A 21144-nucleotide genomic window follows, 5' to 3' on the forward strand; every position below is an offset into this window, starting at 1 on the left:
GCTCCTTGTTTCAACCGGTTTGGGGCTTTTCCCCGCACTCGATCGTGAGCCTCACCCCTGTCCACCGAGCCGACCAGCGCGCTGGCCCGGACGGGGAAGGAGATCATCAGGTCGGACCAACCGGGAGTCACGGGTGGGCTAATTCGACGCCGTGCACAGGCATTTGTGAGATATGAGGAGATATGTCACGCGGCCGCTCGGGCAGCGTTCCAACGTCCCCGGGACCGGTGAGCCGTGAAGCCGCAGACCATCTGCCTCTGCATGATCGTCAAGAACGAGGCGCGCGTGATCGAACGCTGCCTCGCCTCCGTACGCCCCCTGATCGACACCTGGGTCATCTCCGACACCGGCTCGACGGACGGCACGCAGGACCTGATCCGCAAGGCGCTGGACGGCATCCCGGGCGAGCTCCGCCAGGACCCCTGGGTCGACTTCGGCCACAACCGGACGCGGAACATCCGGCACGCCCGGGGCAGGGCCGACTTCCTGCTCACCCTCGACGCCGACCACGTACTGCGCCAGGACGCGCCGCTTCCCCGGCTGACGGCCACCTCGTACATGCTGCGCTACGACACCCCCGGCACCCAGCACCGCTTCAAGCACCTGATGCGGGGGGATCTGCTCTGGCGGTACGAGGGCGTCACCCACGAGTACCCGTGCACCGACGCGCCCGACGTCCAGGAGAACCTGGACGCGATCGTCATCGAGGACCACGCCGACGGCGGCTGCCGCGGCGACAAGTTCGAGCGCGACGCGCGTCTGCTCAGGCGGGAGCTCGACCGCGACCCCACCAACCCCCGCACCGTCTTCTACCTCGCCAACACCGAACGCGACCTGGGCCACGCACGCGAGGCCATCGCCCTGTACGAGCGGCGCGCGGCGATGGGCGGCTGGGGCGAGGAGGTGTACTGCTCGCTGCTCGAAGCGGGCATCCTCCGGGCGGAGCAGGAGGAGGACTGGCCGGGAGCCCTGGACACGCTCACCCGGGCCTGGGAAGCACGCCCCGCACGGCTGGAGGCCTGCTACGAACTGGCCTCCCGGCTGCGCCTCCGCCGCCGGTACCACACGGCGTACGCCCTCCTCGTCGACGTCGTCGACCGGCCCGCCCCGGACGACCTCCTCTTCACCAGGCCCTGGGTCTACCGCTGGGGCCTGCTGTTCGAGTTCTCCATCACCGCCCACTGGGTGGGCGACCACGCCGGTGCCCTGCGTGCCTGCGACCGTCTGCTGGCCCTGCGGGACCTGCCCGAACGCGTCCGCCGCCAGGTCGAGATCAACCGGGAGTTCTCCGTGCCGCACGTCGCCCGGCCGGAGCTGTCCGCCGTGGTGCGCAGCCCCCAGTCCGCCAGGACCGGGAAGGCCGCCATGACCGGGAAGGCCGCCAGGTCCGCCAAGTCCGCGAGGGCTTCCGGACGCAGGCGGTAGCGCCGCCTCGGCCGGCCGCCCGAGGTGGGTTCCGGGCCCGCGTACGGACGGCGGGGAATGCGCGGTCGTCGGACCGCATCCCTGCGACCTCATCCCTACGGGCCGCATCCGTACGGGCCGCTGAGGCGTCCCTACCGCTATGGACCTGGAGAAGAGGCCCCCAGCCCGCCCGTCGGCCGAGCCGTCCGCCGAGCCTTCGACGGCACGCCCTGCCGTGCGGCAGCAGACGCCCGAGGGATGTCTCACGGCCGCGATCCGCATCCCCGTCCGGATCGTCGTGCTCGTCCTCGTCGTGCCGGTGCGGATGGTGTGGGACCTGCTCGTGGTGGCCGGCCGGTTCCTCCGGGACACCGTGCTGCGGCCGTTGGGGCGCGCCTCGCTCTGGGCCGCGAAGGCCGTCCTCGTGTGGCCGTGGGTGGCGCTGTGGCGCTACGGCGTCGTGCCGCTCGCCCAGGGACTCGCGTGGCTCGGGTACCGGCTGCTGGTCGTGCCGGCGGTGTGGGTGTATCAGTACGCGCTGACGCCCGTGGGGCACGCGATCGCCTGGGTCTACCGGTGGACGCTGGTGCCGTTCGGGCGGGGCGTCGCCTGGCTCGCCCGGGCGGTCGGGGCCGGTCTCGCCGCCGCCGCGGTCAGGCTGCTCACCGGCCTGGCCTGGCTGGCGCGGTACCTCCTCGTCGTACCGGCCGGGTGGCTGTACCGGTATGCGCTGACCCCCGTGGGACACGCGCTCGCATGGGTGGGCCGAGGGGCCCTGTGGCTCGTACGGATGATCTTCACCGGGCTCTGGCTCGGGATCTACTGGACCGCACGCGTGCTGCTCGTGCTGCCCGCGCTCGCCGTGTGGCGGTGGGCGCTCGTACCGGCCGGGCGGCTGCTCGCGGTCGTGGGCCCAGAACTCCGGGACGCCGTCGCTCACGCCTGGCGGGTCGCCGGGCACCTCTCGCGCGCCGTCGGACGGTTCCTGGCCGGCGTCCTGCGCCGGCTCCTGGTGGAGCCGGCGGTGTGGCTGTACCGGACCGTTCTCACGCCCGCCGGCCACGTCGTGCGCGACGTCGTGTGGAAACCGGCCGCGGCGGCCGCGAGCGCCGCCGGCCGGATCGCCCGGCAGGCATGGACCACCGCTCGCGAGTCCGCCCGCCAGGCCCGCGCCGCCGTGCGCTCCGCACTCCTCGGGCGGCCGGCGGAGCCGCGGTCCGTCCACAGGCGGGAACCGGGAGCCGTCGGGGCACGTACTCTTGGTAGAAGTACGACCGCTCTCACGAAGGACTGAACGACACTGGGCAAGCGACAGCCCGAAGGCCCGCCGCCCGCACCCGCGGTGCAGCGCATCCGACTGCGCTACACCAAGCGCGGCCGCCTCCGGTTCACCAGCCACCGTGACTTCCAGCGCGCTTTCGAGCGTGCGCTGCGCCGTGCCGAGGTGCCCATGGCGTACTCGGCGGGGTTCACGCCGCATCCGAAGGTGTCGTACGCCAATGCCGCACCCACCGGCACGGGCAGTGAGGCGGAATATCTGGAGATCGCGCTCACCCAGGCGCGCGACCCGGAGAAGCTCAGGATCCTGCTCGACGAGTCGTTGCCCACCGGCCTCGACATCGTCGACGCGGTCGAGGCCCGGACCTCCGGGCTCGCCGACCGTCTCACGGCCTCCGTGTGGGAACTGCGCCTGAACGGCGTGGATCCGGCGGACGCCGCGCGCGCGGTCGAGGCCTTCACGGCGGCGGACCTCGTCGAGGTCCAGCGCAGGACCAAGAACGGTATGCGGACCTTCGACGCCAGGGCCGCCGTCGTCGACCTCACCGGTCGTGACGGACGGGACGCGGGCGCCGGAGCGGCCGACGCCGCGCCCCTTGCTGGGCCGACGGACCAGCCCTGTGCGATACTGCGCCTGGTTGTTCGGCACGTGACGCCTGCCGTTCGACCCGACGACGTCCTGTCCGGTCTCCGCGCCGTGGCCGACCTGGCGCCGCCGGTCCCCGCAGCGGTGACCAGGCTGGCGCAGGGGCTGTTCGATGAAGAGACCGGCACGGTGACCGACCCGCTCGCGCCCGACCGCGAGGCAGCGCCGGCCCTCTCAACGGCCGAATCCACTGCCGCCGCGAAGGCGTCGGCGACGGTGGGTCCCGCGTAGGGACGGACGTCGTAGCGCCGCCCTCTGATCCGGGAGCCACCTGGGTCGGGCAGCGCACCGACCACAAGACTTTCGCCAGGCCGTACGCAACATGGCGTACGGAACCGGCGAGACAGGACACGGAAAGCTCCCGTGCGGCGCTCGCGCCCCGGACGGCGGCAGTCGCGCACGACGCGAGCCGCGGACGTCACCGGCCTCTGCCGGACCGGGCGCGGCGCCCGGGAGCCCGACGGGAGAAACGCCCGCATGCCCGAATCGATCGAATCCGCAGAGCCCGCGCAGGGCTCCGAGCAGAACACACCGAGCGACACCCTGCCGCCGCGCCGTCGCCGCCGCGCCGCGTCCCGCCCCGCGGGACCCCCGTCGGCCGCCTCCGAGGCCGCCGCGGAGAGCACCGCTCCGGCCGTACCCGCCGCCGAGACCGACGATCTCGTGTCCGCCGACGAGGCGGAGGAGACCCCCGCGACCGCCGAGGTCGTCGCGGAAGCCGAGACGGACGAGGAAGCCGAGGCGGCCGAGGCGGCGGCGCCCCCCGCGCGCACCCGTCGTCGTGCGACCCGCCGGGCCTCCGCGCCCGCCGGCGCGCCCAAGGACACCGAGGCCGTCGAGGTCGTCGAGACCGTGGTGCCCGCCACCGCCACCGCCGTGGCGGAGACTGCCGAGGAGCCCGCCGCTGTGGAGGAGGCGGCGCCCGCTGCCCGTCCGCGTCGTCGTGCGACCCGTCGTGCTTCGGCTCCGACGGGTGCGCCGCAGGCCGTGGAGGAGAGTGTCGCCGCCGCTGAGGTGGTGGCCCCGGCCGAGGTTCCGGCCGTCGAGGAGCCCGCCGCTGTCGAGGAGGCGGCGCCCGCTGCCCGTCCGCGTCGTCGTGCGACCCGTCGTGCTTCGGCTCCGACGGGTGCGCCGCAGGCCGTGGAGGAGAGCGTCGCCGCCGCTGAGGTGGTGGCCCCGGCCGAGGTTCCGGCCGTCGAGGAGCCCGCCGCCGTCGAGGAGGCGGCCCCCGCCGCCCGTACTCGTCGTCGTGCCACGCGCCGCGTGACCACGCCCGCCGGGACGCCCGAGAGCACCGAGGCCGTCGCCGCCGCGGACACCACGTCGAAGACCGTCGAGGCGCCCGCCGCCGAGACCGCGCCGGCCCGGCCCGTCCAGGAGGCTCCGGCCGCCGAGGCGGAGGACGGCGGTCCCCGTCGCGCCCGCCGCCGCTCGGCGCGCAAGGCCGCCGGCGGCTTCTCGGCGCCGACCGCGCCGGTCGCCGAGGACGCGCCGTCCCGCCCGTCCCGGCCCGCCGTGGCCGTGTTCCAGGCCCCTGTCTTCACAGAGCCGATGTTCCAGACGCCGGAGCGGGCCGCCGCGCAGGCCGCCGCCGCGGCGGAGGCCGAGACCGTGGAGGCCGAGGACGTCGAGGAGACCGTCGAGACCGCCGACCTCGGCGGGTTCGCCGAGGAGGAGAACACCGGCGGTTCGCGCCGCCGCCGTCGCCGTCGGGGCGAACCCGCCGCGGCCGAGCAGCCCGCCGCCGTCGTGACCGAGGAGCCCGACGAGGCCGAGGACGCCGAGGAGCCCGACGAGGGCGCCGAGGACTCCGGCGAGGGCGACGAGTTCGGCGAGGAGGAGTCCACCGGCTCGCGCCGTCGCCGCCGCCGGGGCGGGCGCCGCCGTCGCCGGGGTGACGCGACCGACGCCGACGACGCCGCCGAGGGCGACGAACACGCCGCCGAGCAGGCCGCGCAGGACGCCGAGGACACCGCCGAGCAGCTGGACGAGGACGCCGAGGACGAGGCCGACGAGCGCGACGACTCCGGTTCCGGCTCCAGCAGCAGCCGCCGTCGCCGCCGTCGTCGCCGTCGCGCCGGTGACTCCGGCACCGACGCCGACGCGACGCCCGACGACCCCGAGCGCACGGTCGTCAAGGTCCGTGAGCCGCGGGAGCGCCGCGCCAAGGAGACCGAGTTCTCCGACGAGGTGCAGTCCATCAAGGGCTCCACCCGTCTGGAGGCCAAGAAGCAGCGCCGCCGCGAAGGCCGGGAGCAGGGCCGCCGCCGCGTCCCGATCATCACCGAGGCCGAGTTCCTCGCCCGCCGCGAGGCCGTCGAGCGCGTCATGGTCGTCCGCCAGAGCGGCGAGCGCACCCAGATCGGCGTCCTGGAAGACAACGTGCTCGTCGAGCACTACGTCAACAAGGAGCAGTCGACCTCGTACGTCGGGAACGTCTACCTCGGCAAGGTGCAGAACGTGCTGCCGTCGATGGAGGCCGCCTTCATCGACATCGGCAAGGGCCGCAACGCGGTGCTGTACGCCGGCGAGGTCAACTTCGAGGCGCTCGGCATGGCCAACGGGCCGCGCCGCATCGAGTCCGCCCTGAAGTCCGGCCAGTCGGTGCTCGTCCAGGTGACGAAGGACCCCATCGGCCACAAGGGCGCGCGTCTGACCAGCCAGGTCTCCCTGCCCGGCCGCTACCTGGTGTACGTCCCCGAGGGGTCGATGACCGGGATCAGCCGCAAGCTGCCCGACACCGAGCGGGCCCGGCTGAAGACCATCCTCAAGAAGATCGTCCCCGAGGACGCGGGCGTCATCGTGCGCACCGCCGCCGAGGGCGCCAGCGAGGACGAGCTGCGCCGTGACGTCGAGCGGCTGCAGGCGCAGTGGGAGGACATCCAGAAGAAGGCGAAGAACGGCAACGCGCCGACGCTGCTGTACGGCGAGCCGGACATGACCGTCCGCGTGGTCCGCGACATCTTCAACGAGGACTTCTCCAAGGTCATCGTCAGCGGCGAGGACGCCTGGGAGACCATCCACGGATACGTCTCGCACGTGGCGCCCGACCTGGCCGAGCGGCTGCAGAAGTGGACCTCCGAGGTCGACGTCTTCGCGACGTACCGCATCGACGAGCAGCTGATGAAGGCGCTGGACCGCAAGGTGTGGCTGCCCAGCGGCGGTTCGCTGGTGATCGACAAGACCGAGGCCATGATCGTGGTCGACGTCAACACCGGCAAGTTCACCGGCCAGGGCGGCAACCTGGAGGAGACGGTCACCAGGAACAACCTGGAGGCGGCCGAGGAGATCGTGCGTCAGCTGCGGCTGCGCGACCTCGGTGGCATCGTCGTCATCGACTTCATCGACATGGTCCTGGAGTCCAACCGGGACCTGGTGCTGCGGCGTCTGCTGGAGTGCCTGGGACGCGACCGGACGAAGCACCAGGTCGCCGAGGTCACCTCGCTGGGCCTGGTCCAGATGACCCGCAAGCGGGTCGGCCAGGGCCTGCTGGAGTCCTTCTCCGAGACCTGCGTCCACTGCAACGGGCGCGGCGTGATCGTGCACATGGACCAGCCGACGGCCGTCGGCGGTGGCGGCAAGCGCCGCAAGCGCGGCCGCGGCGGCGCCGAGCACGAGCACGACCACGAGCACGTGTCCGGGCACGAGACCGCCGAGCCGGTGGAGACGACCACCGAACAGGCCGAGGCCGAGGTGGCCGCCGAGGTCGCCGAGCCGGTGGCACTGCCCGCCCCCGAGTTCGAGCCGGACGAGGAGCTGTACAGCAGCGTCGCCGAGGCCGAGGCGGCGGTCGGACGGGGCCGTTCGCGGCGCCGCGCGACCCGGCGGGCGTCCGCGCCCTCGGGTGCGCCGAAGTCCCGCGCGTCCGTGACCGGCACCGTCTCCGAGGACCGTGCCCCGAAGCCGCGCGAGGCCGCCGAGGCGGAGCCCGTGGCGGTGGAGGACCCGGTCGTCGAGACACCGGTCGTCGAGACGACAGCCGTCGGGACGCCCGCCGCCGAGAGCACCGAGGACGCGGCGCCCAAGGGCCGTACGCGTCGCCGGGCCACCCGGAAGGTGTCCGCTCCGGCGGGCGCCCCGGCCGGAGCGGCGGTGGAGGACACCGTGGTGACGGTGTCCGAGCCGGTCGTCCACGAGGCGCCGGTGACGGAGATCGAGCCGGCCGTGGCCGCCGAGGCCGCGCAGCCCGCGGCCGCCGCCACCGCCGAGAGCGCGGCTCCGGCGCGTCCGCGTCGGCGTGCCGTGCGCAAGGCGACGGCGCCCACGGCGTCGGCGGAGGCCGCGGTGGTCGTGGTCCCGTCCGCGTCCGCCGAGGACACGGTCGCGACCCCGGCCGGGGAGGCCGCCGAGGCGCCGGTCGCGGAGGCCGCCGAGGCCACCGGGGAGACCGCGGCCGAGGCGCCCGCCAAGAAGACGGCGGCGCGCAAGACGGCCAAGAAGGCGACGGCGAAGAAGGCCGCCACGAAGAAGACGGCGGCGGCCAAGAAGACGGTCGCGAAGAAGGCCACGGCCAAGAAGGCGGCCACGAAGAAGACGGCCGCGAAGAAGACCACGGTGGCCGCCGAGCAGACGTCGGCCACGGTCACGGCCTCGACCGACGAGGGCTGAGCCCGGGCGGACGTACGGTCCGCTGCCGCCGGTGCCCCTGCCGGGTGGGAGACCACCCGGCAGGGGCACCGGCGTACCGGGTGCCGGCGGGTGCGGGGAGCCCGGGCCCGGCCGGGAAACGGCTGCTCGGGGGCGGTGAGACATCGGTCACGCGGTGGGCGGGGGGCTCGGTTTGACCCCTTCGACCGTGGCCCCGTAACCTTGACCGTCGGCGTGTCCGTAGGTAGAGACGCGTCACATCCCCGTAAACCTCATTCCTTCCGCGCGCCGGGCGCCGTGGGAGAGGCCGTTCGCATGTCGGGCGGCTGGACTGCGGGGGTGCCGTTCCCGAGCGAGAGAGTGAGATCCGCGTGTACGCCATCGTGCGCAGCGGTGGTCGCCAGCACAAGGTTGCTGTCGGCGACATCGTTGAGGTTGACAAGATTTCCACCGCCAGTGTCGGCGACACGGTCGAGCTCTCGACCCTGCTCGTCGTCGACGGCGACGCTGTGACCAGCGACCCGTGGGTGCTGGCCGGCATCAAGGTCCAGGCCGAGGTCGTGGACCACCACAAGGGCCAGAAGATCGACATTCTGCGCTACAAGAACAAGACCGGCTACCGCCGTCGTCAGGGCCACCGCCAGCAGTACACGGCGATCAAGGTCACTGAGATCCCCGCGGCTGCGAAGTAAGGGACTGAGGAGACATGGCACACAAGAAGGGCGCATCGTCCACCCGGAACGGTCGCGACTCCAACGCTCAGCGGCTCGGCGTGAAGCGCTTCGGCGGTCAGGTCGTCAACGCCGGTGAGATCCTGGTCCGCCAGCGCGGCACGCACTTCCACCCGGGCGCCGGTGTCGGCCGCGGCAAGGACGACACGCTGTTCGCGCTGAACGCCGGTGCGGTCGAGTTCGGCACCAGCCGTGGTCGCAAGGTCGTCAACATCGTTCCGGCCGCCTGAGTCTTCCGACTCGCCCGGTCTTCACGGCCAAGGCTTCCGTAGAGCGATTCGTCGAGGCGGACCTCACTTCTCGTACAGGATTTCCGTACGGGAAGCGGGTCCGCCTTTGACGTGTTACAGGTAAGACATTTCCGTACACCACGCATCACGCGTATCTGGAGGCACCCACCATGACCACCTTCGTGGACCGCGTCGAGCTGCATGTCGCCGCGGGTAACGGAGGCCACGGCTGTGCCTCCGTCCACCGGGAGAAGTTCAAGCCGCTCGGCGGCCCCGACGGCGGCAACGGCGGCCGGGGCGGCGACGTCATCCTGACCGTCGACCAGTCGGTGACGACGCTCCTCGACTACCACCACTCCCCGCACCGCAAGGCCACCAACGGCAAGCCCGGCGAGGGCGGCAACCGGTCGGGCAAGGACGGGCAGGACCTGGTCCTTCCCGTGCCGGACGGCACGGTCGTGCTGGACCGGCAGGGCAACGTCCTCGCCGACCTCGTCGGCCACGGCACCTCCTTCGTCGCCGCGCAGGGCGGCCGGGGCGGCCTCGGCAACGCGGCCCTCGCCTCCGCCCGCCGCAAGGCGCCCGGCTTCGCGCTGCTCGGCGTGCCCGGCGACATGGGCGACATCGTCCTGGAGCTGAAGACCGTCGCCGACGTGGCGCTGGTCGGCTACCCGAGCGCGGGCAAGTCCTCGCTGATCTCGGTGCTGAGCGCGGCCAAGCCGAAGATCGCGGACTACCCCTTCACCACCCTCGTCCCCAACCTGGGCGTGGTGACGGCCGGCGAGACCGTCTACACGATCGCCGACGTCCCCGGACTGATCCCCGGCGCGAGCCAGGGCAAGGGCCTGGGTCTGGAGTTCCTGCGCCACGTCGAGCGCTGCAGCGTCCTCGTCCACGTCCTCGACACCGCGACGCTGGAGTCCGACCGCGACCCCGTCTCCGACCTCGACATCATCGAGGAGGAGCTGACGCAGTACGGCGGTCTCGACAAGCGGCCCCGGATCGTCGTCCTCAACAAGATCGACGTGCCCGACGGCAAGGACCTCGCCGAGATGGTGCGGCCGGACCTGGAGGCCCGCGGCTACCGGGTCTTCGAGGTGTCCGCCGTCGCCCACACGGGCCTGCGGGAGCTGTCGTTCGCGCTCGCCGACCTCGTGGGCCGGGCACGCGCCGCCAAGCCGCAGGAGGAGGCGACGCGGATCGTCATCCGGCCCAAGGCCGTCGACGACGCGGGCTTCACGGTCGTGCGGGAGGAGGACGGGCTGTTCCGCGTCCGGGGCGAGAAGCCGGAGCGCTGGGTCCGCCAGACCGACTTCAACAACGACGAGGCGGTGGGCTACCTCGCCGACCGCCTGAACCGCCTGGGCGTCGAGGACGAGCTGATGAAGGCGGGCGCCCGCTCCGGCGACGGCGTCGCCATCGGCCCCGAGGACAACGCGGTCGTCTTCGACTGGGAGCCGACCGTCATGGCCGGCGCGGAGATGCTCGGCCGCCGCGGCGAGGACCACCGCTTCGAGGAGCCCCGCCCGGCCGTCACGCGTCGCCGTGACCGCCAGGCGGCGCGGGACGAACTCCAGAAGGAGTACGACGACTTCGAGCCGTTCTAGGGCTGCCGCCGGGCAGGTCCCGAGCGCACCGCGTACGCCGAAGGGCCCCGGATCGGCGAATTCCAGGGGTCGTTGCAACACCGCGGTGAGTTGATCAAGCCGCGAGCAGTTTAGACAGACGCTCGGCTGGGGTTTCCCAGCCGAGCGTTTTGCGTGGGCGGCTGTTGAGTTCGGCGGCGACGGCGTCCAGGTCCTCGCGGGTGTGGACGGACAGGTCGGTGCCCTTGGGGAAGTACTGCCTCAGCAGGCCGTTGGTGTTCTCGTTGGAGCCGCGTTGCCAGGGGCTGGCCGGGTCGCAGAAGTAGACCGGGACGTCGGTGGTGACGGTGAAGTTGTGGTGGTAGGCCATCTCCGTGCCCTGGTCCCAGGTCAGAGATCGTTTCAGGTGGGGTGGGAGGGTCTGGACGGTGTCGACCAGCGCGGTGCGGACGGCGGCGGCGCTGTGGCCGTGGGGAAGGTGGAGGAGCATCAGGTAGCGGGTGCTGCGTTCGACCAGGGTGGCGATGGCGGAGCGGGTGTTGGCGCCGATGATGAGGTCGCCTTCCCAGTGGCCGGGAACGGCGCGGTCGGCGGCTTCGGCGGGCCGTTCGCTGATCATGACCATCGGGTGCGGGAACCGCTGCCTGCGGCTCGCAGCCTGACGGCGGGGCCGTCGCATGGCGCGTCCGGTCCGCAGGGCTCGTGTCAGTTCCCGCTTCAGCTCACCGCGGCTCTGGACGTAGAGGGCCTGGTAGATCGTCTCGTGGACCACGTGCATCTCCGGCCGGTCGGGAAAGCGCCTGCGCAGAGCGTGGCAGATCTGCTCCGGACTCCACCGTTTGGTGAGGTGGTCCTGGATGAAGTCCCGCAGCTCGGGGTTCTGCCCGATCTTGCCGGGCTTGGGACGGGGGCGTCGCCGTTCGGCGCGACGGTGGGCGTGGAATGGCTGGTAGGCCCAGCCGCCCCTGGGCATGGGCCGCCGGTTGCGGCGTATCTCCCGGCTGATGGTGGAGGGGCTGCGGCCCAGCTCGGCCGCGATCGTGCGGATGGACGCCTTCTCCCGCAGCCGGTCGGCGAGGTGGATGCGCTCGGCCTCGCCCAGGTACCGGGACGGGCCAGCCGCTTCGGGCTCTGCCGCCGATCGGGCAGGCACCTCATGGGGCTCCCACGGAATCCCGGTGTCGGCGATGGGCGCGTACGCCCTCTTCTTCCCGGATGCCTGCCGGCCGTAACGCCATCGTGTGCCGGTGCGGCGGTTGATGCCGACGATCCGGCAGGCTTCCGTGTTGCTTATCCCAAGATCCACAAGCCGAAGGTATTCCTCCCGCTCCCGGACCAGAGGCTTGGCGCCGTAGTTGCCCCGTTCCTCACGAACCTCGAAGTCCATCGCACCCCTTGAACTGGGGTGTTGCGACGACCACTAGAACCCGGGATCTCTCCGGGGCCCTTCGGCGTACGGTCGGCGTGTCCCTACGCGAGGGCCTCGCTCGTCTCGCTCGGCTCGCCCTCGGTGAGCTCGTCTCCGGCCTCCCGGGGCGACGGCATGTCGTTGACGATCCGCGACTCCATCCGCACACGGCGGTCGTCGGCCTTGGCGCAGAGCGCCTTCACCGCGGAGCCGAAGCGGACCGGCGACGGCGGGTCGGAGGGACCCAGCAGCTGCTCCTTGAGCTCGGCGCGGGCCTTGGCGAAACCGTCCTTCTCGGGGTTGCGGACCGCGTCGAGGAGGGCGGGGACACCGTCCGCCCCGGGCGTCAGGACGACACCCGCGGAGACCGTCGGGAAGGCCGCACGGAACGCCGCCTCCGGCAGCCCGGACGTGTTGGCGACCGAGTACGGCTTCTCACTCGACAGCCAGTCGGAGACCACCGAGGAGACATCGCTGATCAGCAGGTCCGACACGTTGAAGCAGGCGAAGATCGCGGGCCGCGCCTCGGTCACGATGCCGTGCTCCCACTCCGGGAACGACGCCCAGTACGCCCTCTCCCAGGCGAGCGTCGCCTCGGCGATCGCCGTCGCACGGTCCCCGCTGGGCGTGCCCTGCAGCAGCATCCGCTCCATCTCGTCCGCGCTGGAACGGAACGACGTGGAGGTCAGCCGGTCCAGCTCGGCCGCGCGACGGGTCAGCTCGGCGGCCGCCTCCGCACCCGGCCGGGCGCCCGAGCGCCGGGCGTTGGCCTCGCGGATCATCGCCTTGATGCGCTCGTTGGCCACACCCGCGCGCGGGTCGACCGAGCCGGTCATCGGGTGCGGCTTGTACAGCAGCCGTACCTTGTCGTCGGCGAGGAGCTGCCGGACGATGTTCTCGCCGGCCAGCACCACGGACGTGTTGCCCGGGTTGCCGTCCCAGCCCTCCCAGGTGGGGGCGTACAGGACGGTGGTGTACGTGCCCGCCGGCGGGCCCGCGTACGGGCGGATCGGCGCCAGCTGCGGCCGGCCGACCTCGACGATGTCCTTGTCCTCGACGCCGACCTCGGCGAGCGCGTACCGCTCGCGCGCCGCGGGGCCGGCGACCCACACCTCGTCGTACGCCTTCGCGTACGGGTTGCAGGAGGACAGCTTGTCGCTCTCGCCGTGGTTGATGAAGGCGTGCTTGACGGTGGGGATGCGCAGCACCTGGGAGGTCTTCGCGGCGTTGGCCGGGTGCAGCATCATCTTCAGCGTGGAGGTCTCCAGCGAGAACATCGTGGCGACCTTCGGGAAGCAGATGATCGGCACGTCCGTCGCGTCGATCTTCTGGACCATGAAGCGCTCACGCAGCACGATCAGCGGCTTCTCCAGCTGCGAGAGCGTGGAGAGCCACATGTTCGCCTGGTACGCCGACGTCGTACCGCCGGAGAAGTACATCGCGGTGGTCGGCCGGTAGTCGGCGAGCCACGCGTCCAGCCACTCCATGACCTGCTGCTCGTTCTTCGCGCGCTTCCTCGGCAGCAGCCAGGTCGCCAGGTACGCGGTGCCCGCGGCCAGGAGGGTGAGACCGGCGCCGATGCCGACGCCGCCCCAGGTGGCGTCCTGCGTGGCCGCGGTGAGCACCAGGCCGGCCGTGATCGGCAGCGAGAAGGTCAGCAGCCGGTGGGCCTGGCGGCGGGCCAGGATGCGCGGCGGCGCGGCCGTCAGGCGCAGCGCGGAGGCGTCGATGTTGCGGGTCACGATCGGCAGCGTCCGGCTGCGGCGCACGAGCACCGAGACGGCCTGGCAGGCGAAGTGCACCCCGTAGAAGAGGAGGAGGCCGACCAGGAGCGGTGCCTGCTCGCTCAACGGGTCGATCCCGTCGATGCGCAGCAGCCCCACCAGGATCAGCATGTCGCGCATCAGCTGGCGCACCAGCGCGTCGAAGCGGATCTTGCCCAGCAGTGCCAGCAGTCCGGGGTCCCGGTACTGCAGGAACGTGTCCAGGAGAAGGCCCGCCGCGCTCGCGGCGACGAACACGGGAATGTTCGGCAGCAGCGCGGAAACGATCTGGGCCGTGAAGAGCGCGAACATCGCGAACAGCGCGGAGAGCTGCGCGACGCGGCGGGTACGGGGGCCTGCGGAGGGCACGGGCTGGGCTCCTGCGGAGGGGGTGACGGACAAAGAGGGGGAGGGTGACTCCGGGGGCGGCCTGCGGAAGGCCGATCCCTGACCGTATGACCTAGGGAGGCCGGGGAGCAATCCGCCGTGGGAACAATCACCGGAAGCCGCACATAACGGGCGGGACCTGGAGTGCGGTCCCTGCATCCTCCTCCCCCGGCCCGGCGACCGGCCGCCGCCCCCCGCCCCGGCGGGTACCGTGCCGTCCGCCCCTCGAAATGAGGACGCGTCCGGTCCGCCCGCTCCCGTAGATTGCGAAGTGCACACACCGGGCTGTTCGGAGCATTGGGGATAGGCGTGTCAGCGGCAAGGCAGGCAGTGGCGAAGGCGCACCGGATCGTCGTCAAGGTGGGCTCCTCGTCGCTGACGACGGCGTCCGGCGGCCTCGACGCCGACCGGGTGGACGCCCTGGTGGACGTCCTCGCCAAGGCCCGCAGCGGGGGAGAGCGGGAGGTCGTGCTGGTCTCCTCCGGTGCCATCGCCGCCGGGCTCGCGCCGCTCGGCCTGCGCCGCCGGCCCAAGGACCTCGCCCGCCAGCAGGCCGCCGCCAGCGTCGGCCAGGGCCTCCTCGTGGCCCGCTACACGGCCTCCTGCGCCCGCTACGGCATCCGCGTCGGCCAGGTGCTCCTCACCTCCGACGACATGAGCCGCCGCGCCCACCACCGCAACGCCTCCCGCACCCTCGACAAGCTCCTCGCGATGGGCGCGCTGCCCGTCGTCAACGAGAACGACACCGTCGCCACGGACGAGATCCGCTTCGGCGACAACGACCGCCTCGCCGCCCTCGTCGCCCATCTCGTCCGGGCGGACCTGCTGGTCCTGCTGTCGGACGTGGACGGCGTGTACGACGGGGACCCCAGCAGGCCGGGCACGTCACGGATAGCGGAGGTACGGGGTCCCGAGGACCTCGCGCACGTGGAGATCGGCAGCGCCGGCAAGGCGGGCGTGGGCACCGGCGGCATGGTCACCAAGGTCGAGGCCGCCGCGATCGCCACCGGCGCGGGCATCCCCGTGGTCCTGACCAGCGCCGTCCACGCGGCGGACGCCCTGGCCGGCCGTGACACCGGCACCTACTTCCACCCGACCGGCCGACGGTCCGCCGACCGGCTGCTCTGGCTCCAGCACGCCTCCACCCCGCAGGGCGCGCTCATCCTCGACGACGGCGCCGTCCGCGCGGTCGTCGAGCGCCGCACCTCGCTGCTGCCGGCCGGCATCGGCGGCGTCGAGGGCGACTTCACCGCCGGCGACCCCGTGGAACTGCGCGACGGCACGGGCCGGGCGGTCGCCCGCGGCCTCGTCAACTTCGATGCCAAGGAGATCCCCCGGCTGATCGGCCGCTCGACCCGGGAACTGGCGCGCGAGCTGGGTCCCGCGTACGAACGAGAGGTCGTACACAGGGACGATCTCGTCCTCCTGCACCCCTGACCAGCGGCCCCGTGGGGAGAGCAGAGCACGGGCCCCCGCGGTGCACGTTCCGTAAAACCACCACGCGAAGCTCCTGAGCCTGCTCAACTTTGACGCAGGGAGATTCCGCACGACCTGTTGCGAAGCCCCGATCGTTGCGAAGGAGGCCGTCGTGAGACGAGTGCGCCCCGGGGCCGCGGCGTCCCGCGGTGGTGGTCCCTCCCGTGCGGCCGGCGAGGAGCGCAAGCTCACCAGCGTCGCCGCCTCGGACACCTACGAGGGCGAGAGCGCCGAGAAGCCGCAGGACCTGCCCCGGCTGTGGCACGTCACGCTCAGCGTCTCGGGGCCCGAGGCCCCTCTCAAGGAGGTGCGGCGCGGCCTGGAACAGCTCGCCCACGACCACCCCTTCCTGCTGACCAGCCGCTACGCCCACGACCACGCCGAGATCCGCTACTGGGAGGAGGCCCGCGACCTCCACGACGCGGCCGCCGTCGCCCTGCGCCTGTGGGGCGAGCACCGCCGGACGGCCGGGCTGCCGCCCTGGGAGATCGTCGGCCTGGAGGTCATCGACCGCCAGACGTACCACCAGCGCATCGCCGAGGGGTACGGGTCGCCCCCGGCCACACCCGTAGGCGTCCACCCCTTCTGACCGCCCCGCGGCCGCACGGCGTGGAAGGAGGGCCCGGGGCCGCCCCGCGCCGGGTGTCTCGCGGTTCGGACCACGCGCTGAACCGCCCCGCCGGGCGCACTACCCTTCCTGTATGACCTCGCTCTCTCCGTACGACTCCATGACGCCGGTCACTCGGGCCGCCTACCGCGCCAAGGCCGCAGCCGCCGACCTCGCGCCGCTCCCGCGCGCGGAGAAGGACGACGCGCTGCTCGCCGTCGCCGACGCGCTGGAGGTCCGTACGAGCGACGTCGTCGAGGCCAACGCCAAGGACATCGAGCGGGCCCGTGCGGCGGGCACCAGCGAGGCGATCATCGACCGGCTGACGCTCACCCCGGAGCGGATCCGCGCCATCGCCGCCGACGTCCGTGACGTGGCCGCGCTGCCCGACCCGGTCGGCGAGGTCGTCCGCGGCTCCACCCTCCCCAACGGCATCGACCTGCGCCAGGTCCGCGTCCCCCTCGGCGTCGTCGGCATCATCTACGAGGCCCGCCCGAACGTGACCGTGGACGCGGCCGCCCTCTGCCTGAAGTCCGGCAACGCGGTCCTGCTGCGCGGCTCCTCCTCCGCCTACGAGTCCAACGCCGCCCTCGTCCGGGTGCTGCGCGACGCCGTCGGCGGCGCGGGCCTGCCGGCCGACGCCATCCAGCTCGTCCCCGGCGACAGCCACGACTCCGTCCGCGAGCTGATGCGCGCCCGCGGCCTGGTCGACGTGCTCATCCCGCGCGGCGGCGCCTCCCTGATCCGCACGGTCGTCGAGGAGTCCACCGTCCCGGTGATCGAGACCGGCACGGGCAACTGCCACGTCTACGTCGACGCCGGCGCCGACCTCGACACGGCCGTCGAGATCCTCATCAACTCCAAGGCCCACCGCGTCAGCGTCTGCAACGCCGCCGAGACCCTCCTGGTCCACCAGGACATCGCCCCCGAGTTCCTGCCCCGCGCCCTCGACGCGCTCGCCGACGCGGGCGTGACGGTGCACGCCGACGAGCGCGTCCTCGCCTACGCCAAGGAGAGCCGGGCCACGGTCGTCGAGGCCACCACGGAGGACTGGGAGACCGAGTACCTGTCGTACGACATCGCCGCCGCCGTCGTCGACTCGCTCGACCGGGCCGTGGAGCACATCCGGCTCTGGAGCTCCGGCCACACCGAGGCGATCGTGACCACCTCCCAGCAGGCCGCCCGCCGCTTCACCCAGCTGGTCGACTCCACCACGGTCGCCGTCAACGCCTCGACCCGGTTCACCGACGGCGGTCAGTTCGGTTTCGGCGCCGAGATCGGCATCTCCACGCAGAAGCTGCACGCCCGGGGCCCGATGGGCCTGCCCGAGCTGACCAGCACGAAGTACATCGTCACCGGCGACGGACACATCCGCCGCTAGCCGCACGCGGCCCCCGGGGCGCCGGCCCGTTCCCGCGAACGGCCCAGGCGCCCCTGCTGGCGGACCGGATGAATTTCCTTACCGTCTGCCCAAATTGACCACCCCGGTCTACTCTGGATCCGTGCCGGAGGACGTGGGGGGCACGCCGTTCCCTGACGGCTGGGAGCCCGACGACGACCGCGACCGCGGGGGTATGGACGAAGAGTTCGCCTCCGTGGTCTTCGACGAGGACTTCGTACGGGCCGCCGAGGTCCACGAGCCGACCGCGGTCGAGCGCCTGCTCGCCGCCGCGGAGGCCCGTGCCGCGGCCCAGGAGGCCGAGGCCCGCCGCTCGCGCTCCAGAGGCGTGCACGGCGACGACGACCGCTACGGCGACCGCTTCGGCTCGCGATTCGGCCACGACGACGACCTGGACGACCTCGACGACCCCGAGGTCCTGGAGGCCCGCTACGCCGCCGACGGGGCCTACGGCAGGCCGTACGGCAAACAGACCCGCTGGCACCGGCCCGTCGCCTGGATCCTCGCCCTCGTGATGGGCATCGGCATGGTCGCGCTGGCCTTCACCGCCGTCTACCGGGGCACCTCCTCCGGCCGCGGCGAACGGATCCCGCCCCCCGCCACCACCGGTGTGGAGCAGGGCATCCCGACCGGACCCTCCGCCTCCGCCGACTTCTCCCAGCCGGCGGTCTCCGCGGACCCCCGCACCCCCTGACAGGGCCCCCGGCGGCCCGCCCCGTAGGGGCGAACCTGGTGAGGACCTGTCAGAAGTTGTCGTGCACCGACGCGTTTACCGAAGCGCCCCAGAACCTACTCTCAAGGTATGGGCGGGCCAGGAAACCCACCTGAGGGGACTCCTGAGGGCGCCCCCGGCGGTGGAGAGGACGAATACCGATCCGTCGTCTTCGACGAGTCGTTCGTCCGCGCTGCCCGCATCCAGGAGTTCTCCGCCCACGAGCGCCTCTCCGACCACGCCCCCGCCGTCCGGCGCCGCCCGGCCGTCCGCCGCGGCCTCTCCCGGCAGGTCCTGATCCTCGTCCTGCTGGTCGCCCTCGCCTTCGGCACCGCGATCTACATGGGCGTCCGCCACCCGTACGACACCCCGGCCGCCAAGCCCACCGAGCCGCTGCGGATGACCGTGATCCCGCTCTCCCCGCAGTCCGCCGTGCCCGGCGCCGAGAACGCCGAGACGCTGTACGCCCACAGCCCGGCCGCCCAGTTCCGGATCGGCGCCGAGGGCATCACGATGCCGGCCACCCGGCGCACCGCCCACTTCACCGACAGCCAGGTCGTCTCCGCGCTGACCATCGCCAAGGAGTACCTGGTCGCCTCCGCACTCGACCCGGAGGTGCTCGGCGGCACCACCGTCCAGCCCGTGCGACGGCTGCTGGACTCCGAGCAGCTCGACCAGTTCCAGCAGAGCTTCGACCGTCCGGCGGCCGACGGACGGCACGCGCCCACCGGCTGGCTCGTCCGCTTCGACCCGTCCCGCGCGACACTCGCCGACCACCGGATCCGCGTCCAGGGCACCCTCCAGGCCGCCGAGTTCGACTCCGGCACCCTGGAGGTCGTCGCCGCCCACACCCTGGTGTACGCGCTGCGGCCACCCGGCGAGAAGGCCGACGCCGAGGCATCGCTGTTCACCGTCCGGCGCGAGCTGCACTTCCGCTTCGACCAGGACGACCTGCGCACCCACCAGGTCGAGGTCGTCGTCTCCTACGTCCAGGCCGGGCCGCTGGCCTGCGCCGACGACACCACGAACCATCTGCGACCGCTGCTGGCGGGGCAGACCGCGAAGGCCGGCGGCCCGGCCGCCGGGACCGACCCGTACGGCACGGGGGCGGCGACGGCGCTGTGCGGGACGCTGGCGGAGAGTGCGCAGCCGAAGGTGTGAGGCCGGGTGCGGGTGCGGGCGCTTCTCGCGCCCGCACCCGCACCCGACGTCCTACTCGTCGTCGCGGGGCCGGTCCTCCTGGGCGGTAGCCGCACCGCCTCCGCCGAACCCGCGGCGGACCCGGCCGCCGAGGTCGCCCGCACCGCCCGCGATGTCGGTGACCAGCTTCATCAGCGGGTCCTTGGAGTTCTTCACACTGCTGGTGTAGTGACTGGCCGACTCGCGGAAGGAGTCGGTCACCGAGGCGTCCTTGTCCTCGCTGCGCCGCGGGTAGTGCCCGTCCATGATCCGCTGGAAGTCACGGGACTCCGCCCACTTCTTCAGCTCCGCCGCGCGCACGGCCGTGAAGGGGTGCGAGCGGGGCAGCACGTTGAGGATCTTGAGGACGGAGTCGCGCAGATCGCCCCCGGCCTCGTACTCCTCGGCCTGCGCGAGGAACGCGTCCACGTTCATCTCGTGCAGATGGTTGCCGCCCGCGATCTTCATCAGACCGCGCATCGACGCCTGGACGTCCTGGCCGACCAGCAGCCCCGCGCGGTCGGCGGACAGCTCCGACTTGCGGAACCACTCGCGCAGCGCGGTCACGATCGCCATGATCGCGATGTTCCCCAGCGGGATCCAGGCGATCTTCACGGCGAGGCTCGTCAGGAAGAGCAGTATCGTGCGGTACACCGAGTGCCCGGAGAGCGCGTGGCCCACCTCGTGCCCGATGACGGCCCGCATCTCCTCCTCGTCGAGCAGCTCGACGAGGCCGGTGGTGACGACGATGATCGGCTCGTCCAGGCCGATGCACATCGCGTTCGGCTGCGGGTCCTGGTTCACGTACATCGGCGGGACCTTCTCCAGGTCCAGGATGTAGCACGCGTCCCGCAGCATGTCGTTGAGGTGGGTGAACTGCTGGTCCGAGACCCGTACGGAGTCGGACAGGAACAGCAGCCTGAGGCTGCGCTCCGGCAGCAGGCCGCTGAGTGCCTTGAACACCGTGTCGAAGCCGCTGAGCTTGCGCAGCGCCACCAGCGCCGAGCGGTCCGCGGGGTGTTCGTACGCCCGGGAGGAGATCCCCTCGAAGCGCCTGCGCTGCCTGCTCGGCACGTTCTCGCGCCCGTTCTGCTCGTGGCTGTCTTCCGGCATGTTTCCCCCATGCGTCTGATTGCCCAAGGTGCCCCCGAAGCGGGGTCCAGCCTAGGCGGAGTTACCGTGACAGGGCATCAACCGTAAGGAGCGATCTCATGGGGCATCTCCCGCACCTGCCCGCGTCCGCCTGGCTCACCGATGCCGCGGACGCCGCCGCGAAGGAACAGGGAGCCGGCAACCTGCTGCGTGTGGTGCTGATCGTGATGGTCCTGGGCTCCGTCCTGATGGCGTGGTTCCTGCTGCGGGGATACAAGCGGGACGACTGACGCCCGCCGACGGGAAGGACGTGCCGCGTCCGCGAACGGTTGCTCGCACGCGTAGTACGCGCCCGGCGCCGCCCGCGTTCACTCCTGGGCGGAGTCGGCGTGATCGCGGCGAAGGCTCCCGCTTACGATGGGCGGGTCTTCATCCCGATCCCACCACCGGATAGGTCACGCCGACGATGAGCTTCCACAGCACCGCTGCCGACTTGGTCACTCTCGCCGCCGAGGGCGGCGGGGAGCACGGCGGCAACCACGAGAGCCTGAGCCCCTACCTGACCGGCGGTGGAGCCTTCCTCGCCCTGATGCTGCTGCTGTGGATCACCACCCGTTTCAACCGCGATCGCTAATCCGCGCAAAAAGACGTTCGAACGG

Annotated in this window: 17 protein-coding genes; 14 read left to right on the top strand and 3 right to left on the bottom strand. The window is 72.3% G+C overall.

The features are described 5' to 3' along the window. The first annotated feature begins 261 nt into the window (after positions 1–261). The 7 genes from PYR72_RS31510 (at position 262) to obgE (ending at position 10483) form a co-directional block, all read left to right on the top strand. A complete protein-coding gene (locus PYR72_RS31510) occupies positions 262–1425 on the top strand; it encodes a glycosyltransferase (RefSeq protein WP_275458418.1) in 1164 nt (387 codons plus the stop codon). A 139-nt stretch (positions 1426–1564) separates the two neighbouring features. Continuing rightward, the gene (locus PYR72_RS31515; RefSeq protein WP_275458419.1) at positions 1565–2698 is read left to right on the top strand and encodes a hypothetical protein; all 1134 of its coding nucleotides are present in this window, start codon (positions 1565–1567) and stop codon (positions 2696–2698) included. Between the two features lie 48 nt (positions 2699–2746). Then, the gene (locus tag PYR72_RS31520) at positions 2747–3559 is read left to right on the top strand and encodes a TIGR03936 family radical SAM-associated protein (RefSeq protein ID WP_275458420.1); all 813 of its coding nucleotides are present in this window, start codon (positions 2747–2749) and stop codon (positions 3557–3559) included. Positions 3560–3805: 246 nt separating this feature from the next. After that, positions 3806–7936 (top strand): ribonuclease E/G, encoded by a 4131-nt coding sequence (locus PYR72_RS31525; protein ID WP_275458421.1) that lies wholly within the window; start codon positions 3806–3808, stop codon positions 7934–7936. Between the two features lie 350 nt (positions 7937–8286). After that, positions 8287–8607, top strand: coding sequence for a 50S ribosomal protein L21 (gene rplU, locus PYR72_RS31530; protein WP_005479329.1), 321 nt, complete (start codon positions 8287–8289; stop codon positions 8605–8607). A 14-nt stretch (positions 8608–8621) separates the two neighbouring features. Beyond that, on the top strand, positions 8622–8876 hold the full coding sequence (rpmA, locus tag PYR72_RS31535) for a 50S ribosomal protein L27 (protein ID WP_013003598.1): 255 nt from the start codon (positions 8622–8624) through the stop codon (positions 8874–8876). A 170-nt stretch (positions 8877–9046) separates the two neighbouring features. Continuing rightward, positions 9047–10483, top strand: coding sequence for a GTPase ObgE (gene obgE / locus PYR72_RS31540; protein WP_275458422.1), 1437 nt, complete (start codon positions 9047–9049; stop codon positions 10481–10483). Between the two features lie 94 nt (positions 10484–10577). Here obgE and PYR72_RS31545 read toward each other — a convergent pair whose 3' ends face one another. Together PYR72_RS31545 and PYR72_RS31550 are read right to left on the bottom strand one after the other, a co-directional pair. After that, complete coding sequence (locus PYR72_RS31545; protein ID WP_275456303.1) at positions 10578–11849, bottom strand: IS30 family transposase; 1272 nt, start codon at positions 11847–11849, stop codon at positions 10578–10580. Between the two features lie 83 nt (positions 11850–11932). Beyond that, entirely contained in the window at positions 11933–14002 is a 2070-nt protein-coding gene (locus tag PYR72_RS31550) for a hypothetical protein (protein ID WP_275458423.1), read from the bottom strand. Positions 14003–14350: 348 nt separating this feature from the next. Between PYR72_RS31550 and proB the strand changes: the two genes are divergently transcribed. The 5 genes from proB to PYR72_RS31575 all read left to right on the top strand — a co-directional run bounded on the left by proB (position 14351) and on the right by PYR72_RS31575 (position 19375). Then, positions 14351–15457 (top strand): glutamate 5-kinase, encoded by a 1107-nt coding sequence (gene proB / locus PYR72_RS31555; protein WP_275460576.1) that lies wholly within the window; start codon positions 14351–14353, stop codon positions 15455–15457. A 160-nt stretch (positions 15458–15617) separates the two neighbouring features. Further along, positions 15618–16085: a hypothetical protein gene (locus tag PYR72_RS31560; RefSeq protein ID WP_275460577.1), complete on the top strand. Its 468-nt coding sequence runs from the start codon at positions 15618–15620 to the stop codon at positions 16083–16085. A gap of 112 nt (positions 16086–16197) precedes the next feature. After that, positions 16198–17484 (top strand): glutamate-5-semialdehyde dehydrogenase, encoded by a 1287-nt coding sequence (locus PYR72_RS31565; protein ID WP_275458424.1) that lies wholly within the window; start codon positions 16198–16200, stop codon positions 17482–17484. A gap of 121 nt (positions 17485–17605) precedes the next feature. Beyond that, positions 17606–18196, top strand: a complete 591-nt coding sequence (locus tag PYR72_RS31570) for a hypothetical protein (protein ID WP_275458425.1) — start codon at positions 17606–17608, stop codon at positions 18194–18196. Positions 18197–18304: 108 nt separating this feature from the next. Then, the gene (locus tag PYR72_RS31575; RefSeq protein ID WP_275458426.1) at positions 18305–19375 is read left to right on the top strand and encodes a hypothetical protein; all 1071 of its coding nucleotides are present in this window, start codon (positions 18305–18307) and stop codon (positions 19373–19375) included. A gap of 51 nt (positions 19376–19426) precedes the next feature. On the opposite strand, the gene PYR72_RS31580 is transcribed toward PYR72_RS31575, so the two are convergent. Continuing rightward, positions 19427–20506, bottom strand: coding sequence for a M48 family metallopeptidase (locus PYR72_RS31580; RefSeq protein ID WP_275458427.1), 1080 nt, complete (start codon positions 20504–20506; stop codon positions 19427–19429). Between the two features lie 98 nt (positions 20507–20604). Between PYR72_RS31580 and PYR72_RS31585 the strand changes: the two genes are divergently transcribed. Next, the gene (locus PYR72_RS31585) at positions 20605–20775 is read left to right on the top strand and encodes a hypothetical protein (protein ID WP_013003607.1); all 171 of its coding nucleotides are present in this window, start codon (positions 20605–20607) and stop codon (positions 20773–20775) included. A 176-nt stretch (positions 20776–20951) separates the two neighbouring features. Then, entirely contained in the window at positions 20952–21119 is a 168-nt protein-coding gene (locus tag PYR72_RS31590) for a hypothetical protein (RefSeq protein ID WP_275458428.1), read from the top strand. Positions 21120–21144: the final 25 nt, after the last annotated feature.

Source organism: Streptomyces sp. VNUA24, assembly GCF_029167005.1.
GTDB lineage: Bacteria > Actinomycetota > Actinomycetes > Streptomycetales > Streptomycetaceae > Streptomyces > Streptomyces scabiei.

What these genes read in the sequence shown, in the direction of transcription:
- rpmA (WP_013003598.1), top strand. Translation starts at nt 8,622, where the DNA reads ATGGCACACAAGAAGGGCGCATCGTCCACCCGGAACGGTCGCGACTCC.
- PYR72_RS31510 (WP_275458418.1), top strand. Translation starts at nt 262, where the DNA reads ATGATCGTCAAGAACGAGGCGCGCGTGATCGAACGCTGCCTCGCCTCC.
- PYR72_RS31515 (WP_275458419.1), top strand. Translation starts at nt 1,565, where the DNA reads ATGGACCTGGAGAAGAGGCCCCCAGCCCGCCCGTCGGCCGAGCCGTCC.
- PYR72_RS31565 (WP_275458424.1), top strand. Translation starts at nt 16,198, where the DNA reads ATGACCTCGCTCTCTCCGTACGACTCCATGACGCCGGTCACTCGGGCC.
- PYR72_RS31580 (WP_275458427.1), bottom strand. Translation starts at nt 20,506, where the DNA reads ATGCCGGAAGACAGCCACGAGCAGAACGGGCGCGAGAACGTGCCGAGC.
- PYR72_RS31585 (WP_013003607.1), top strand. Translation starts at nt 20,605, where the DNA reads ATGGGGCATCTCCCGCACCTGCCCGCGTCCGCCTGGCTCACCGATGCC.
- PYR72_RS31575 (WP_275458426.1), top strand. Translation starts at nt 18,305, where the DNA reads ATGGGCGGGCCAGGAAACCCACCTGAGGGGACTCCTGAGGGCGCCCCC.
- PYR72_RS31590 (WP_275458428.1), top strand. Translation starts at nt 20,952, where the DNA reads ATGAGCTTCCACAGCACCGCTGCCGACTTGGTCACTCTCGCCGCCGAG.
- PYR72_RS31525 (WP_275458421.1), top strand. Translation starts at nt 3,806, where the DNA reads ATGCCCGAATCGATCGAATCCGCAGAGCCCGCGCAGGGCTCCGAGCAG.
- obgE (WP_275458422.1), top strand. Translation starts at nt 9,047, where the DNA reads ATGACCACCTTCGTGGACCGCGTCGAGCTGCATGTCGCCGCGGGTAAC.
- PYR72_RS31545 (WP_275456303.1), bottom strand. Translation starts at nt 11,849, where the DNA reads ATGGACTTCGAGGTTCGTGAGGAACGGGGCAACTACGGCGCCAAGCCT.